The sequence below is a fragment of the Streptomyces yangpuensis genome, from assembly GCF_024666385.1.
GTDB classification, from domain to species: Bacteria; Actinomycetota; Actinomycetes; order Streptomycetales; family Streptomycetaceae; genus Streptomyces; species Streptomyces yangpuensis.
This window is the reverse complement of the sequence record NZ_CP102514.1, coordinates 7300218-7313791: the sequence shown is the minus strand read 5'-3', so window position 1 is coordinate 7313791 and position 13574 is coordinate 7300218. Positions and strand designations below refer to the sequence as shown.

The following is a 13574-nucleotide window of genomic DNA, read 5'->3' as shown; positions in this document are numbered from 1 at the left end:
TGGTCACCCCCGCAGCAGGGCGCAGACGAAGTCCTCCTGGATCTCCCGGACCCGCGCGAGCAGCTCGGGGTTGTTGGTCAGGGACGTCTGCGTGGTGATCGAGAAGGTCAGCGAGCGCTTGCCGTCCGCCGTGGCCGCCGCCAGCTGCGTGTAGCCGGGGGTGTTGCCGGTGTGGCCGTACACCGTGCCGCAGCGGGTGGTGTAGCGGTAGATGGCAAGGCCCGCCTCGGTGCGGCCGGGGCCGGGGGGCTGGGACAGCGCGCCGGGGATGAACGTGAACTGCTGCCGTCGGGTGCGCTCCGAGACGAGGGCGCCGCCCGCGTATCCCCGGATGAAGGCGGTCAGGTCCTTCGGGGTCGAGACGATGCCGCCCGCGGCCCAGGCGCCGGAGGCGCTCACGGCCTCGCTGACGTCGACGGGCCCCTCCTGCGGGTCGATCTGGTAGCCGTGGAGGAACGGCTCGGGCAGCCGGTAGCCCTGGGGAAGGCTGGTGTCGGTCAGACCCAGCGGCCGGTACACGAACTCGCGCAGCAGCCTCTCGTACCGGCGTCCGGTGACGGCCTCGGCCATCAGCGCGACGGCGATGTTGTCGGAGTTGGAGTAGAGGTAGCGGCTGCCCGGCTCGAATTCGAGGTCCTGGTCGGCGACGAACTCCAGCAGGCGCCGGGAGTCGAAGTGGTGGCGGGGGTCCTCGCTGACGATGTCGATGAACGGCTGGGAGGCCGAGTAGTCCGGCAGTCCGCTGGTGTGGTTGAGGAGTTGACGCAGCGTCACCGCGTGCCAGGCCTCCGGCTGCTCGGGCAGCACCTCGCCGATCGTGTCGTCCAGGCTCAGCCGGCCGCGGTCGACCAGGCTCAGGGCCACCGCTCCGCTGAAGGCCTTGGCGACGCTGGCGATCCGCATGTGGTCGGTCGCCCTCGGCGGCCGGCCGCTCTCCACGTCGGCCACGCCCGCGCGGTAGACCGTGCTGTGGTCCCCGTCGCGCAGGACGGCGATGACCCCGGGGGGTCCGTCCGGGCGCTCGACCAGCTCCCGCAGCTCCTGGCGGAGGGCCGCTCCGCGGTCCGGCGGCGGGTTGCGGTCCGCGGCGGCCTGCGCCGGCAGTACGGAGGCGCCGAGCAGGGCGCCGCACACGGCGGCCGCGGCGAGCGGTCGCAGCGACGGGCGGAACCGGCGGGGGTGGCCGTACGGGCGTGGGGACACGGCGGAAACCTCCAGGGGGGAGACACGGAGCGCGGTGGCCCACGATGGCAGGAGCCGCGGCGATGCCCCGGCAGGCACGGCCGCGCACGGGCGGGCCGTGGCCCGTCCGGCCCTGACGGACCCGACCGGCACCCAGCCGCCATGGCCCCGGGGCCCTCTCGACGGCGGGGCCCCGTCGCGGCCTCCTGGGCGAACGCCCGCATCCGGCGGCAGCTGAGGGGATGACCGCCGCCGCGGAGTTCCCGGACGGGGCGCGCGCCGTCGACGGCGCGCGCCCGGCGGGAAGGTTTCAGATCGCGAAGAGCGAGCAGGCGCCGGACGACCGGAGTCGATCGATCGGAGGCATGTCGCATGGCGGGCGAGGGCAAGGACCAGGATGTGGTCGCGGCGATTCTGAAGGACCACCGCACGATGGAGGAGCTGTTCCGCCGGATGCGGAGCGTCGAGGCCGACCGTGAGGCGGCCCGGGACGAGTTCTCGGCCCTGCTCATCGCACACGGTGAGGCCGAGGAGGCCAAGGTCTACGGCGCGCTCAAACGCTTCAGGGGCGTCGACGACGACGAGGTCGAGCACGGCGAGGAGGAACACGCCGAGGGCAACGAGGCCCTGCTGAAGCTCCTGGAGGTGGACGACGTCGGGTCCGACGAGTGGGACGAACGCCTGGAGGACCTTGTGAAGGCGGTCTCCCACCACTTGGACGAGGAGGAACGGACCATCCTCAACGGCGCCCGGGAGAACGTCCCCGACGAGCGCCGGGCCGAGCTGGGCGCCGCCTTCCTGGAGGAGCGGGAGAAGCAGCTCGCGTCGGACTGCGGCAGCATCGAGAACGTGCGCAAGATCGTCGGCAAGTGACGGTGACGGCCTCCGGCGGGCTCGCAGAGGGACAGGCCCTCCCTCGACGAGTTCCGCGCCCTAACGGAGCGCGTCCGTACGGACGTTGACACCGTCCGTGCGGACGCAGAGGGCGTAGGGGGCGGCCGGCGGCGGCTCGGGCAGGCGGAGCCGCCGCCGGCCCGGGGTGATCGAGCCCAGGACGCGGGGGCCGGCGGCTCCGGTGCAGCCGGGCGCGTTGCCCGGCAGGCCGTGCAGCGTCAGGTACCCGAGCACGGCGAACGCGTACGCCTCCTTCGCCGCCGCGGGCAGCCCGAGTTCCTCCGAGGTACGCAGCCTGGTGCCGGCCAGCTCGGCCCGGAGCATCCTGGTGAGCGTCGGATTGCGTACCCCGCCTCCGGAGGCGAAGACCTCGGTGGCTCCCAGTGGCCGCAGCGCGTCGGCGACGGTCCGGGCGGTGAGGCGGGTGAGGGTGGCGAGCAGGTCCTGCGGCGGGAGCTGTCCGAACTCGGCCAGGTGGGACCGGAGATACCCCTGGTGGAAGAGTTCCTTGCCCGTCGTCCGCGGCGGCGGCAACCGGTAGTACGGCTCGGCGAGCAGGCGTCGCAGCAGGTCTTCGTGTACGCGCCCGGAGGCCGCGAGGGCGCCGTCCTCGTCGAACGCGAGCCGCCCGCCGCTCAGTTCGCGTACGGCTGCGTCGATGAGCGCGTTGCCCGGGCCGGTGTCGAAGGCCAAGGGGTCCGCGTTCCCGGGCACGACGGTGACGTTGGCGATCCCCCCGATGTTCAGGGCGGCCGGTACGCCGGGACGGCCGCGCAGCAGCATCAGGTCGATCAGGCTGACCAGTGGCGCGCCCTGCCCGCCGGCGGCGACGTCCCGGGGCCGGAATCCGGAGACGACGGGGCGGCCGGTGGCCTCGGCGATCCAGGCGGGTTCGCCGAGCTGGAGGGTGCCGTGGACCTGCCCGTCGGCCGCCCAGTGGTACACGGTCTGCCCGTGGGAGGCGATCAACTCGGCGCGCCCCGAGCACAGTTCGCGGTCGGCCCGGACGGCGAGCCGCCCGAAGGCCTGTCCGATCCGGGTGTCGAGCCGGCATACATCGGCGAGTGTGGTGGCGGCGGGCGGCAGGGCGCCGGCGAGCGCGGTCCGCAGGTCCGCCGGGTACGGCTCGCTGACCATGCCCAGCGGGGTGAGGTGCAGTGCGCCGTCCCCGGGCCGGTGGCCGAGGTCGCAGGCGGCGGCGTCGACGGCGTCGTACGAGGTGCCGGACATCAGGCCGATCACTCTCATCGCAGTGGCTCCCGGTGGTCGTCGGCGCGCAGGGTCAGCAGCGCCGGTGCGCTGAGGGCGCAGGCGGTGGCGGCGTAGAGGGCGGGGACGGCGGTGTTTCCGGTCCGGGCGGTGAGTGCGGTGACGAAGAGCCCCGCGCAGCCGGAGAACACGGCGTTGGCGAGGGCGTAGGAGAGCCCGAGTCCCGTGCAGCGGACGCGCCTTGGAAACATCTCGGCCAGCATGGCCGGGCCGGGTCCGGCGAGCAGGCCGACCAGCGCGCCGGCCGCGAGCACGGCTGCGGCCCGGGCCTGCGGGGACGCCCCGGGCGACTGGAGCACGTGCAGGAGGGGGAAGGCGGACACGGCGACGCCGAGTGCGCCGCCGAGCATGACGGGGCGCCGTCCGACGCGGTCGCTGAGCAGGCCCGCGGGCAGGATCGACGCTACGAAGCCGAGGTTGACGAGGGTGGTGGCCAGCAGGGCGTCCCGGAAGGACGCCCCCAGGGCGGACTGGAGATGGGACGGCAGGACGACCAGGAAGGCGTACCCGGCCGCCGACCAGCCCATGATCCGCCCGATGCCGAGCCCGACGGCACGCACCTGCTCCCGTACGGTCGCCGACCCGGCCGGGGCCGTCGCTTCGTTCGCCGACCCGGCCGGGGCCGTCGCTTCGTTCGCCGACCCCACCGATCCGGCCGACCCCACCGACCCGGCCGACCCCGGCGCGGGTGGGGGCCCGCCCGGTGGTTCCTCCAGCGCCGTACGCAGCCACAGTGCGACCAGGCCGAGGGGCAGGGCCAGCAGGAACGGAATCCGCCACCCCCACGCGTACAGCGCCGCGGCGGGCAGGACCGTCGCCAGGGCGGCGGCCGTTGCGGCGCCGGCCAGCAGGCCGAGGGCCACGGTGAAGGACTGCCAGGCGCCGTAGAGGCCGCGGCGGCCCGGTGGCGCGTACTCCACCATCACGGACACCGCCCCGCCGAACTCGCCGCCGGCGGACAGCCCTTGCACGACGCGCAGGAACGTCAGCAGCCAGGGAGCCGCGGCGCCGATGTCGGCGCGTGTGGGCAGGAGCCCGATCAGGGTGGTGGCGAGCGTCATGAGGCCGATGACGAGGACGAGGGCGGTGCGGCGGCCGTATCGGTCGCCGATGCGCCCGAACAGGAGGGCGCCGACGGGCCGGAAGAAGAAGGCGAGGGCGAACGAGGCGTACGTGGCGACCAGCGACTCGGCCTCGCCGCCCGGGCCTTCCGCGGCCGAACCCGCCCCCGATCCCCCGTGCACGGTGAAGAAGTTGGCCGCAATGACGGTGGCGAAGCAGCCGTAGACACCGAACTCGTACCACTCGACGAGGTTGCCGGCCGAACCGGCGAGCAGGGCCCGGCGGGCCGCGGCGTGCGGCGGCGGCGCCGGATGCAGGTCGGTCGTGGTCACCCGTGCTGCGTGCCCGCTCCGCGGCGGGCCGATGCCTGCCGGCACCCCGATTCAGCACATCGGCCGTGGCTCGGTCACCACGCCCCCCGGTATGCAAATCCTCCTTACCTATCATCTCGAATCGAACACAAAAGCGGGACAAATCACATCGTGTCCGATGTGGACGAGGCAGGACGTCCGGGAAAACTGGTCCGCCGTCAGAGCCAAGACGACTGCCACCGAGAACAGGACCAGGCCGCTGATCTGAATCGTCGCCTGCCAACCGATTGCGGAGGTGTCACGATGTCCTGCTCCAGGACGGACTTCCGAAAGGCCCTCAAGGGCACTTCTCCGATGTGCTGTTGCCCCAGAGCACGTGCCTTCTTCTTCATACTGCTCCTCGCGGCCGGCGCCCTGACCGGCCCCACGGACCCGGCTCACGCAGCACCGTCGTACGGCGAGAGAGCCGTGGCGGTGGCCGCCTCCAAACAGGGCTCGCCGTACGCCTACGGCGCCACCGGACCCAAACGCTTCGACTGCTCGGGGCTCACCCTCTACGCGTTCAAGAAGGCCGGCAAACGCCTTCCACGCACGGCCGACCAGCAGTACGAGCACACCCACCACATCCCCAAGGCCGATCGCACGGCCGGTGACCTGGTCTTCTTCCCTCGAGGGGCGACCATGGGCCACGTCGGCATCTACGCCGGCGACAACAAGATCTGGCACGCTCCCCGCCCCGGCACGACCGTGCGTCTGGAGCAGATCTGGAGCGAAGCGGTCCGCTACGGACGCGCCACCTGATCGGCAACCCCCCGCGTCCACCCGCGCACCCACGCTCACCGCCCCACCCGCGGTGGCAGCCGTCCGCGCGCGTGCACGTCGGCCGAACCCGGGTCACCGATCCTTTCTCGGTGGTACGCGTGACCTGGAAGCGGGCGACGGCCTGCGCAGCCGCCCGGCACACCTTCCTCCCTAGTGCAGCCGCCAGGTGAGTTTCCCGCCGCCGACCCAGCGGACCACGTCCGGATCGTCGAGGTCGTGGATGGTGATCCCCGCGTCCGCGGCAGCCAGGATCACGTCGGTCATGGATGTCGCCATACGGACCATCTCCCCGTCGATCTCGACGATCCGGAACGGCGGGTCGCCGGGCTGCACCCCCAGGACGGTGACCCGCGGCGAGGACATGTACGGGCTCATGCTCTCTGTCATGCGGAGAATCGTTCCATGCCGAGCCCCGTCTCCCGCCGATTGGCAGCGCGTCGGCCGTGCTGCTGACGTCTGCTTCCGACGCCGGGGGGCGGGATCTGAGTACGTGTACTGAGTACGCGCACTCTGACGAGGCGGGCGGGGCTGCACCACCATGGTGATCACCGGGGCCCCGCGCCCCCGCCCCGACCGGACATCACAAGGAGTCCCATGCGTTCTGGACCGGTGCGCGCCTTCGCCCGCATCACCTTCGGCAACTGGTTGTCGCGGGTGTACCTCGGCTCGGCCGCGTTCCTGCTGCTCATAGGCGCCGGCGAGGGAGGCGATCAGGCGGCCGGGCTGTTCGCCCTGATGCTGGCCGTGCCCACCGGGGCCATGCTGCTCTCGGTGGTCAACTCGCTGGGCGCCTGGGCACAGACCGACGGGAGCATCTGGGCCATCCTGGTGTGCTCGTACGTGTTCCAGGCCTGGCTGCTCGGTCTGCTCGTCCATGCGGTCCGCCGGGGATCGCGTCCCGCCGGCCTCTGAACGCCCGGCGCTCGCCGGCCGCGCCGGTATCCGTCGAGGTCAGCGCCTCGCGGATGCGGCACGGTCGATCATCGGCAACCCTGGCCATGGGGGACGGACGCAAAGGAGACCGTCGTGTCGATGATGGACAAGCTCAAGCAGATGCTGCGCGGCCACGAGAGCCAGGCCGAACAGGGCATCGACAAGGCCGGTGACTACGTCGACGGCAAGACCCAGGGCAAGTACAGCGGTCAGGTCGACACGGCCCAGGAAAAGCTCAGGGAGCAACTGCGCCGCGACCAGGGGAACCCCCCTCCGCCGCCCCGGTCCTGACCCCCCGCACACGGACACCGGCCGGGTGCCGGCCGAACCCCGGCCGGCACCCGGCCGGTCCCGGCCGCGGCGCACCGTCAAGCGGTGGCGTTCGCGGTCCCGGTGAAGCGGCCGCTCGGCTCGCCGCGGAGCCTGCCCGGCGGCAGCCTGCGGCCGAAGGCGAGCAGGAGGAGGTCCTGGGCCGCGCCGCGTACCGGGGCTCCGGATCCGGCGCCGTACGACCAGTCCAGGTCATCGGCGCACAGCTGCACGCCGTCGAGGTCGACGCCGAAGAACCGCAGGCCGCTGGGCCGGATCCCGGCGAGCAGCACCCGCAGTCGCTCCTCGGGGACGCGCCGGTCGATGCCGAGGGCGACCGTGATGTCCAGCCCGTGCACCACGTCGTGGCCGAGGGCCGCCGCGAACCCGCCGACCGGGGGCGTCCACGGGTGGTGGGCGCCGTCCCGCAGGAACGCGGCGAGCTCGGCCGTCGAACGGGCGGCCGCGTCCCTGCGCGCGACCCGGTCGGTCATGCGGTGCAGGTTCCCACCGGCGCCTGCCAGTTCGCGCAGGGTCGCGGGCAGGGAGAGCCGGAACCCCGTCGACATGTGGGCCGCGACCTCGCGGACCCGCCAACCGGCGCAGAGACTGGGCTCGTTCCACTGGCCGTCCCGCAGTCCGTCGAGCAGATCGGCCAACTCCCGGCGCTCTGCCGCGATCATTGCCCTGATCTCGGCCTTCCGTCCTTTGCGTGTCGTCGTGTTCGCCATGTGATCCAGCCTGGTGCCAACGGAGCCATACCGCCAATAGATTGATCTGCTTCGGCCTAGAATTCCTGGTTATGGAACTCCGCCAGTTGCGCTATCTCGTAGCCGTCGTCGAGGAGGGTGGATTCACCCGCGCAGCCGCCCGGCTGCACCTGGCGCAGCCGGGACTCAGCGCGCAGATCCGGCAGTTGGAGAAGGAGCTCGGGCAGCCCCTCCTCGACCGGTCCGGCCGCTCGGTGACACCGACCGAGGTGGGCCGGGCCGTCCTGCCGTACGCGCGGGCTGCGCTGGCCGCGGCCGACGGGGTACGGCAGGCGGTGGACGAGCACACCGGCCTGCTGCGCGGCAGGGTCACGCTCGGGCTGGTCTCCGGATCCACCGGCCACGCCTTCGACGTCGCCGCGTTCCTCGCGGACTTCCACGGCGCCCATCCCGCCCTGGAGATCGCGCTGACCGAGGACACCTCGGAGCGGATGCAGGCCGCGCTCCTGTCCGGCGAGATCGACATCGCGCTGCTCGGGCCCACGGGGGAGGGGACCCCGGCGGGCCTCTCCTTCCGGACGGTGATCGACGCTCCGCTCGGCGCCGCCGTCGCACCCGGTGACCCGCTGCTCTCCCCCGCCGGCCGCACCACGGTCCCGTTGACCGAGCTGCGCGACCGGCCGCTGATCTGTCTGCCGCGGGGCACCGGGGTACGGGCGGTACTCGAACGGGGCTGTGCCCGGGCGGGGTTCCGGCCCCGGGTCGCCTTCGAGGCGGCGTCCCCGCAGGTGCTCGCGCAGCTGGCCGCGCGGGGCCTGGGCGTCGCCGTACTGCCGCTCGGGGAGGAGGGGTCCGAGGCGGGCGGTGGGCTGCGCGCCCTGCGGCTTGCGGAGCCCGGCCTGCGGGCCCGTATCGTGCTCGCCTGGCCGGCCACGGGACCCGCGAGCCCTGCGGCGCGGGCCCTCCTGGACCGCCTGCGTGACGTCCTGTCCCACGTTGCCGAGGACGAGGGCGCGGGTGCTGCGGCTGCGGCTGCGGGTCAGGGCCAGGGCTCACGGCGCTGACCATGTGATCGTGCCCGTCCCGACGCCGATCACGGCTCGGGGCCGCATGGGTCCGTCACCGCGACGGGAGAGCAGCACGACCTCGTCCACCCGCGCCGCCATGGCGCCCAGCCGGGCCGTGCACTCCGCGGCGAGGCCGCGCGGATCGCGGGTGCGGCCGAGGGAGAGGTGCGGTGTGAACGCCGGGAACCGGCCGCGGCATGCGGGGAACGGCTCCGCCAGGCTCTCCTGGAGCGCCCTCCACGGGGGGAGGCCGGCCGCGGCGGGGTCCAGCCAGACGGTCGCGTAGGCGCGGTGCCGGAAGGCCCGCACTCCGCTGAGCCGGATGTCGAAGGGCTCGACGCCGGCCACCGCGGCGGCCAGCAGGGGGGCGGCCCGGGCGAATGCGGCCTCCGGGACGAAGCCGAAGACCAGGTTCACGTGCGGGGGCCAGCGGCGGATCTGCGGGTCGTGCTCGGCACGGACGGCCTGGATCGCGGGCCACAGCCCGGCCGGCGGGAGCCAGACCACGGCGGACCGGGGCGTGGGGGCCACGCCGAGGAAGCCGGGGACGCCTGCTCCGCCGCCGGTGGCCGGGGACACGTTCACACGGCCATGATGCCCCTGGTCGCCCCGCCGGCCGGCGGGCCCGCCCCCGCGCCGCTCAGTCGGTGAAGGAGCCGTGGCGTCCGGCCCCGGCCGAGAACCGGTCGGCCCCGGCCCGGGTCTCGCCCGCGGTGAGCGGCACAAGGCCGTGCCGGTACTCGGCGGCCAGCGCCTCCCGCTCCCCCAGACCGTGCTGCTCCCGTACGGAGAGCCGGTCGTGCCGCATGCACAGCTGCGGGAACCCGGCGATCTCGTGCGCGAGGCGTTCCGCCGCCCGGCGGGCCTCGCCGGGTGGTACGAGGCGGTTGACGAGCCCGATCGCGTACGCCTCGGCGGCGGTCACGGGACGTCCGGTCAGGATCAGGTCCATGGCGCGGCTCTCGCCGATGAGGCGGGGCAGCCTCACCGTCCCGCCGTCGATCAGCGGCACGCCCCAGCGCCGGCAGAACACGCCGAGGGTCGCGTCCTCCTCGGCCACCCGCAGATCGCACCACAGGGCCAGTTCGAGCCCGCCTGCCACGGCGTGACCGCCGATCGCGGCGATCACCGGCTTGGTCAGCTCCAGCCGTGTGGGGCCCATGGGGCCGTCGCCGTCGGCGAGCACCTGGTTGCCGCGGTCGGTCCCGACGGCCTTCAGGTCCGCGCCCGAGCAGAACGTACCGCCCTCACCCCACAGGACGGCGACGGACGCGGCCTCGTCCGCTTCGAACGCGCGGAAGGCGTCGGCGAGCCGGGCCGCCGTCGGACCGTCGACCGCGTTGCGGACCCCCGGACGGCCGAGGATCACCGTGGTGACGGGCCCGTCCCGTTCGATCCGGACGGTGGCGGCTTCTGCGGGCGGGGCGGCGGGCGCCGTCCCTGAGGGTTCGGAGGTCGTGGCCACGGCGGAACTCCATGGGTCGAGTAGTGCTGTCGGATGCGTCGGATGCGCGGGAGGTGCGGACGATCACTCTGGCGCAATCCCGGCACCGGCACGAGAGGGCCGGGCCCCGGCCGCCTGTCGGCCGGCCGGACGGTGACGTTCGAAGGCGGCGGACGGTGACGTTCGGAGCGGGCGGAACGGGGTAGGCGCCCTGTCCGGATCCGATGACCGACCGGACGGTGGGAACCGAGATGACCCAGTGCAAGATCCCCGACTACCGCACCGGCCACCGCGGCCGCCACTGGACGCATGCGCTGCGCAGCGCCCAGCGGGCCGGGGCCGTCGTCGTCACCGACGACACGCGGGAGCCGGTCACCTACGCCCACGACGGCACCGGTCCCGGCCGTTTCCGGCCGTGGATCACCGCCGCCGGCGACCGCTACGACAGCCGTGACGTCCATCCCGAGTGGTAGCCCCCGCACCTGGTGCCAGGTCGTGGCCGTACGGGTACCCGCCGTGGTCAGGCGCTCGTCGGCCCGGCCGGCCCGGTCGGCCCGGCCGGCGCGCCCGCGCAGGAAGGACACAGCCCGCGGTAGACGATCTCGGCCTCGGACACGGCGAAGCCGTAACGCTCCTGCGCCGGCAGACCGGCCAGCGGGTCACCGGTCGGGTGGACGTCACGGATGAGCCCGCAACCGGAACACACCAGGTGCTGGTGCGGGCGGTGCGCGTTGGGGTCGTAGCGCTTGGCCCGCCCGTGCGCGGAGAGCTCGGCGACCTCGCCCAGGGCGACCATCTCGCCCAGGGTGTTGTAGACGCTGGCCCGGGAGATCTCCGGGAGGCGCCCGGCCGCGCGGGCGTGCACCTCGTCGGCCGTCAGGTGCACGTGCTCGCCGTCGAGGACCTCCGCGACGACACGCCGCTGGGAGGTCATACGCCAGCCGCGCCCCCGCAGCCGCTCCAGCAGGTCACTCATTCGGCTCACCGGTTCATGATCGTCGGGACAGAGGACAGGGAGCGGGGCGGGCCCTGCCACTCCCGAAAAGCGAGCTACAGATTACCGCCGGGGAATGGCCGCCGGCGCTTTCCACAGCGGCAGAGCGATAACGATGATCGTACGATCTCCGCCTTTCCCTCCTTTTCCGTGCGCGCGGCATACCGGTAATGCTGGTTGGGCGAGAGCGCCCTGCGTGTTCTCTCAGCCCCGCGGTCCGCGGTGCGCGACCATACGGACGCCGTCAAGAGCGAGCAGCCAGCAGATGGAAGCACCGAGACAGGAAGAAGGACGGACGTGTCCGGCAGCGAAAGCGAGAACCCCGCAATCCCCTCCCCGACCCCCGCGCCCACTCGTCCCAGGACGAACCGGGACTGGTGGCCGAACCAGTTGGACCTTCAGGTTCTCCACCAGAACCCGCCTCAGGCCAATCCGATGGGCGAGGACTTCGACTACGCGGAAGAGTTCGCGACCCTGGACGTCGACGCGCTGAAGCGGGACGTCTTCGAGGTGATGACGACGTCGCAGGACTGGTGGCCCGCCGACTACGGCCACTACGGGCCGCTCTTCATCCGGATGAGCTGGCACGCCGCGGGCACCTACCGCATCGCGGACGGCCGTGGCGGCGGCGGTTCCGGCGCACAGCGCTTCGCGCCCCTCAACAGCTGGCCGGACAACGCGAGTCTGGACAAGGCGCGCCGACTGCTCTGGCCGGTCAAGCAGAAGTACGGCCGGAAGATCTCCTGGGCCGACCTGCTGGTGTTCGCGGGCAACTGCGCAATGGAGTCGATGGGGTTCAAGACTTTCGGATTCGGCTTCGGCCGGGAGGACATCTGGGAGCCCGAGGAAGTCTTCTGGGGACCCGAGGACACCTGGCTCGGCGACGAGCGCTACAGCGGTGACCGCGAACTCACCGGGCCTTTCGGAGCCGTGCAGATGGGATTGATCTACGTCAATCCCGAGGGCCCCAACGGAAATCCCGATCCGATCGCCGCGGCCAGGGACATTCGCGAGACGTTCGGGCGCATGGCGATGAACGACGAGGAGACGGTCGCTCTCATCGTCGGCGGCCACACCTTCGGCAAATGCCACGGCGCGGTCGATCCCGAGTACGTCGGTCCGGAGCCGGAGGCCGGTCCGCTGACGCAGCAGGGCCTCGGCTGGCACAACTCGTACGGAAGCGGCAAGGGCGTCGACACGATCACCAGCGGGCTCGAGGGAGCCTGGACGACCGAGCCGACGAAGTGGGACAACGGCTACCTGGACAACCTGTTCGCGTACGACTGGGAGCTGACGACGAGCCCGGCCGGGGCGCAGCAGTGGACGCCCAAGGACGCCTCGGCCCAGGGGACGGTGCCGGACGCGCACGATCCGTCGAAGCGGCACGCCCCGATGATGCTGACGACGGACCTGGCGCTGAAGCTGGATCCGGTCTACGCGCCGATCTCGAAGAGCTTCCACGAGAACCCGGACAAGCTCGCCGAGGCGTTCGCCAAGGCCTGGTACAAGCTGCTGCACCGTGACATGGGGCCGATCTCGCGGTACCTGGGGCCGTGGATCCCCGAACCGCAGCTGTGGCAGGACCCCGTGCCCGCGGTCGATCACGAGCTGGTCTCGGCCGGGGACGTGGCCGCCCTCAAGGGCCGGATCCTCGCCTCGGGGCTGACCGTCTCCCAGCTGGTGACCACGGCTTGGGCGTCGGCGGCGAGCTTCCGCGGCACCGACAAGCGCGGCGGGGCGAACGGGGCCCGGATCCGGCTCGCGCCGCAGAAGGACTGGGAGGTCAACGACCTGCCCGAGGTGGCCGAGGTGGTGCAGACCCTGGAGGGGATCCAGCGCGACTTCAACGGTTCGCAGGACGGCGGGACGAAGGTTTCGCTCGCCGACCTGATCGTCCTCGGCGGGTGCGCGGCGATCGAGCAGGCCGCGAAGAACGCGGGGCACGACGTCACGGTCCCGTTCGCACCCGGGCGTACGGACGCCACGCAGGAGCAGACCGACGTGGACTCGTTCGCCGTGCTCGAACCGCGGGCCGACGGGTTCCGCAACTACTTCCCGGCGGGTGAGAAGCTGTCTCCGGAGACCCTGCTGCTGGATCGTGCGAGCATGCTGGATCTGACGGCACCCGAGATGACGGTACTGGTCGGTGGCATGCGGGCCCTGAACACCGGGTTCCGGCAGTCCCGGCACGGCGTGTTCACCGACCGGCCGGAGGCCCTGACGAACGACTTCTTCGTCAACCTGCTGGACATGGGGACCCAGTGGACGGCGTCGGCCACGGACGAGAACGTCTTCGAGGGCCGCAGCCGCGGCAACGGCGAGCCGAAGTGGACCGCCACCGCCGTGGACCTCGTCTTCGGTTCCAACTCCCAGCTCCGGGCCATCTCGGAGGTCTACGCGTCCAAGGACGCGCGGGAGAAGTTCGTCCGTGATTTCGTGGCGGCCTGGGACAAGGTCATGACCCTCGACAGGTTCGACCTGGCCTGACGCGGCCGTCCCGGCCGGCCGCTCGTGGCGGCCGGCCGGGACGTGGCACGGCGTGCCGGACAGCGTCGTCGCAGACGGTGTACCGGACAG

At 72.6% G+C, this 13574-nt stretch carries 15 protein-coding genes and 1 pseudogene; 7 read left to right on the top strand and 9 right to left on the bottom strand.

Features of this window, described 5'->3' with window-relative positions:
- Window positions 1–3: 3 nt before the first annotated feature.
- Window positions 4–1203 carry a serine hydrolase domain-containing protein gene (locus tag NRK68_RS33145; RefSeq protein WP_257857620.1) on the bottom strand — a complete coding sequence of 400 codons (1200 nt, stop codon included), beginning with the start codon at window positions 1201–1203 and terminating at the stop codon, window positions 4–6.
- Between the two features lie 351 nt (window positions 1204–1554).
- Between NRK68_RS33145 and NRK68_RS33140 the strand changes: the two genes are divergently transcribed.
- Complete coding sequence (locus NRK68_RS33140; protein ID WP_257857618.1) at window positions 1555–2055, top strand: hemerythrin domain-containing protein; 501 nt, start codon at window positions 1555–1557, stop codon at window positions 2053–2055.
- Window positions 2056–2115: 60 nt separating this feature from the next.
- Here NRK68_RS33140 and NRK68_RS33135 read toward each other — a convergent pair whose 3' ends face one another.
- From NRK68_RS33135 to NRK68_RS36980, 3 genes and pseudogenes are all read right to left on the bottom strand, one after another.
- On the bottom strand, window positions 2116–3324 hold the full coding sequence (locus NRK68_RS33135) for an anhydro-N-acetylmuramic acid kinase (RefSeq protein ID WP_257857617.1): 1209 nt from the start codon (window positions 3322–3324) through the stop codon (window positions 2116–2118).
- A complete protein-coding gene (locus NRK68_RS36985) occupies window positions 3321–3872 on the bottom strand; it encodes an MFS transporter (protein WP_373024572.1) in 552 nt (183 codons plus the stop codon). The genes NRK68_RS33135 and NRK68_RS36985 overlap by 4 nt, the downstream gene beginning before the upstream one ends.
- A gap of 204 nt (window positions 3873–4076) precedes the next feature.
- A pseudogene (locus NRK68_RS36980) lies at window positions 4077–4739 on the bottom strand (MFS transporter); the annotation flags it as partial.
- A 333-nt stretch (window positions 4740–5072) separates the two neighbouring features.
- On the opposite strand from NRK68_RS36980, the gene NRK68_RS33125 reads away from it, so the two are divergent.
- Window positions 5073–5519 carry a C40 family peptidase gene (locus NRK68_RS33125; protein ID WP_183064941.1) on the top strand — a complete coding sequence of 149 codons (447 nt, stop codon included), beginning with the start codon at window positions 5073–5075 and terminating at the stop codon, window positions 5517–5519.
- A 171-nt stretch (window positions 5520–5690) separates the two neighbouring features.
- On the opposite strand, the gene NRK68_RS33120 is transcribed toward NRK68_RS33125, so the two are convergent.
- Complete coding sequence (locus NRK68_RS33120) at window positions 5691–5927, bottom strand: hypothetical protein (RefSeq protein WP_046780107.1); 237 nt, start codon at window positions 5925–5927, stop codon at window positions 5691–5693.
- Window positions 5928–6134: 207 nt separating this feature from the next.
- Here NRK68_RS33120 and NRK68_RS33115 point away from each other — a divergent pair, with 207 nt between their 5' ends.
- Both NRK68_RS33115 and NRK68_RS33110 read left to right on the top strand, forming a co-directional pair.
- Window positions 6135–6452, top strand: coding sequence for an SCO4225 family membrane protein (locus NRK68_RS33115; RefSeq protein ID WP_183064846.1), 318 nt, complete (start codon window positions 6135–6137; stop codon window positions 6450–6452).
- A 114-nt stretch (window positions 6453–6566) separates the two neighbouring features.
- Complete coding sequence (locus NRK68_RS33110; RefSeq protein WP_257857614.1) at window positions 6567–6764, top strand: antitoxin; 198 nt, start codon at window positions 6567–6569, stop codon at window positions 6762–6764.
- A 77-nt stretch (window positions 6765–6841) separates the two neighbouring features.
- On the opposite strand, the gene NRK68_RS33105 is transcribed toward NRK68_RS33110, so the two are convergent.
- On the bottom strand, window positions 6842–7513 hold the full coding sequence (locus NRK68_RS33105; RefSeq protein ID WP_257857613.1) for a maleylpyruvate isomerase family mycothiol-dependent enzyme: 672 nt from the start codon (window positions 7511–7513) through the stop codon (window positions 6842–6844).
- A 71-nt stretch (window positions 7514–7584) separates the two neighbouring features.
- Here NRK68_RS33105 and NRK68_RS33100 point away from each other — a divergent pair, with 71 nt between their 5' ends.
- Entirely contained in the window at window positions 7585–8556 is a 972-nt protein-coding gene (locus NRK68_RS33100) for a LysR family transcriptional regulator (RefSeq protein WP_257857612.1), read from the top strand.
- On the opposite strand, the gene NRK68_RS33095 is transcribed toward NRK68_RS33100, so the two are convergent.
- Window positions 8545–9144: a 2'-5' RNA ligase family protein gene (locus NRK68_RS33095; protein WP_257857611.1), complete on the bottom strand. Its 600-nt coding sequence runs from the start codon at window positions 9142–9144 to the stop codon at window positions 8545–8547. The genes NRK68_RS33100 and NRK68_RS33095 overlap by 12 nt on opposite strands.
- A gap of 55 nt (window positions 9145–9199) precedes the next feature.
- Window positions 9200–9955 (bottom strand): crotonase/enoyl-CoA hydratase family protein, encoded by a 756-nt coding sequence (locus NRK68_RS33090; RefSeq protein ID WP_257857979.1) that lies wholly within the window; start codon window positions 9953–9955, stop codon window positions 9200–9202.
- A gap of 299 nt (window positions 9956–10254) precedes the next feature.
- Here NRK68_RS33090 and NRK68_RS33085 point away from each other — a divergent pair, with 299 nt between their 5' ends.
- Window positions 10255–10476, top strand: a complete 222-nt coding sequence (locus NRK68_RS33085) for a hypothetical protein (RefSeq protein ID WP_157879817.1) — start codon at window positions 10255–10257, stop codon at window positions 10474–10476.
- Window positions 10477–10523: 47 nt separating this feature from the next.
- Here the strand turns inward: NRK68_RS33085 and NRK68_RS33080 are convergent, their stop codons facing one another.
- A complete protein-coding gene (locus NRK68_RS33080) occupies window positions 10524–10979 on the bottom strand; it encodes a Fur family transcriptional regulator (RefSeq protein ID WP_257857978.1) in 456 nt (151 codons plus the stop codon).
- Window positions 10980–11294: 315 nt separating this feature from the next.
- Here NRK68_RS33080 and katG point away from each other — a divergent pair, with 315 nt between their 5' ends.
- Window positions 11295–13484, top strand: coding sequence for a catalase/peroxidase HPI (gene katG, locus NRK68_RS33075; protein WP_257857610.1), 2190 nt, complete (start codon window positions 11295–11297; stop codon window positions 13482–13484).
- Window positions 13485–13574: the final 90 nt, after the last annotated feature.

Excerpts from the sequence above, each read along its gene's own strand:
- NRK68_RS33115 (WP_183064846.1), top strand. The coding sequence starts at position 6,135 with ATGCGTTCTGGACCGGTGCGCGCCTTCGCCCGCATCACCTTCGGCAAC.
- NRK68_RS33135 (WP_257857617.1), bottom strand. The coding sequence starts at position 3,324 with ATGAGAGTGATCGGCCTGATGTCCGGCACCTCGTACGACGCCGTCGAC.
- NRK68_RS33085 (WP_157879817.1), top strand. The coding sequence starts at position 10,255 with ATGACCCAGTGCAAGATCCCCGACTACCGCACCGGCCACCGCGGCCGC.
- NRK68_RS33120 (WP_046780107.1), bottom strand. The coding sequence starts at position 5,927 with ATGACAGAGAGCATGAGCCCGTACATGTCCTCGCCGCGGGTCACCGTC.
- NRK68_RS33105 (WP_257857613.1), bottom strand. The coding sequence starts at position 7,513 with ATGGCGAACACGACGACACGCAAAGGACGGAAGGCCGAGATCAGGGCA.
- NRK68_RS33140 (WP_257857618.1), top strand. The coding sequence starts at position 1,555 with ATGGCGGGCGAGGGCAAGGACCAGGATGTGGTCGCGGCGATTCTGAAG.
- NRK68_RS36985 (WP_373024572.1), bottom strand. The coding sequence starts at position 3,872 with ATGGGCTGGTCGGCGGCCGGGTACGCCTTCCTGGTCGTCCTGCCGTCC.
- NRK68_RS33100 (WP_257857612.1), top strand. The coding sequence starts at position 7,585 with ATGGAACTCCGCCAGTTGCGCTATCTCGTAGCCGTCGTCGAGGAGGGT.
- NRK68_RS33080 (WP_257857978.1), bottom strand. The coding sequence starts at position 10,979 with ATGAGTGACCTGCTGGAGCGGCTGCGGGGGCGCGGCTGGCGTATGACC.
- NRK68_RS33125 (WP_183064941.1), top strand. The coding sequence starts at position 5,073 with ATGTGCTGTTGCCCCAGAGCACGTGCCTTCTTCTTCATACTGCTCCTC.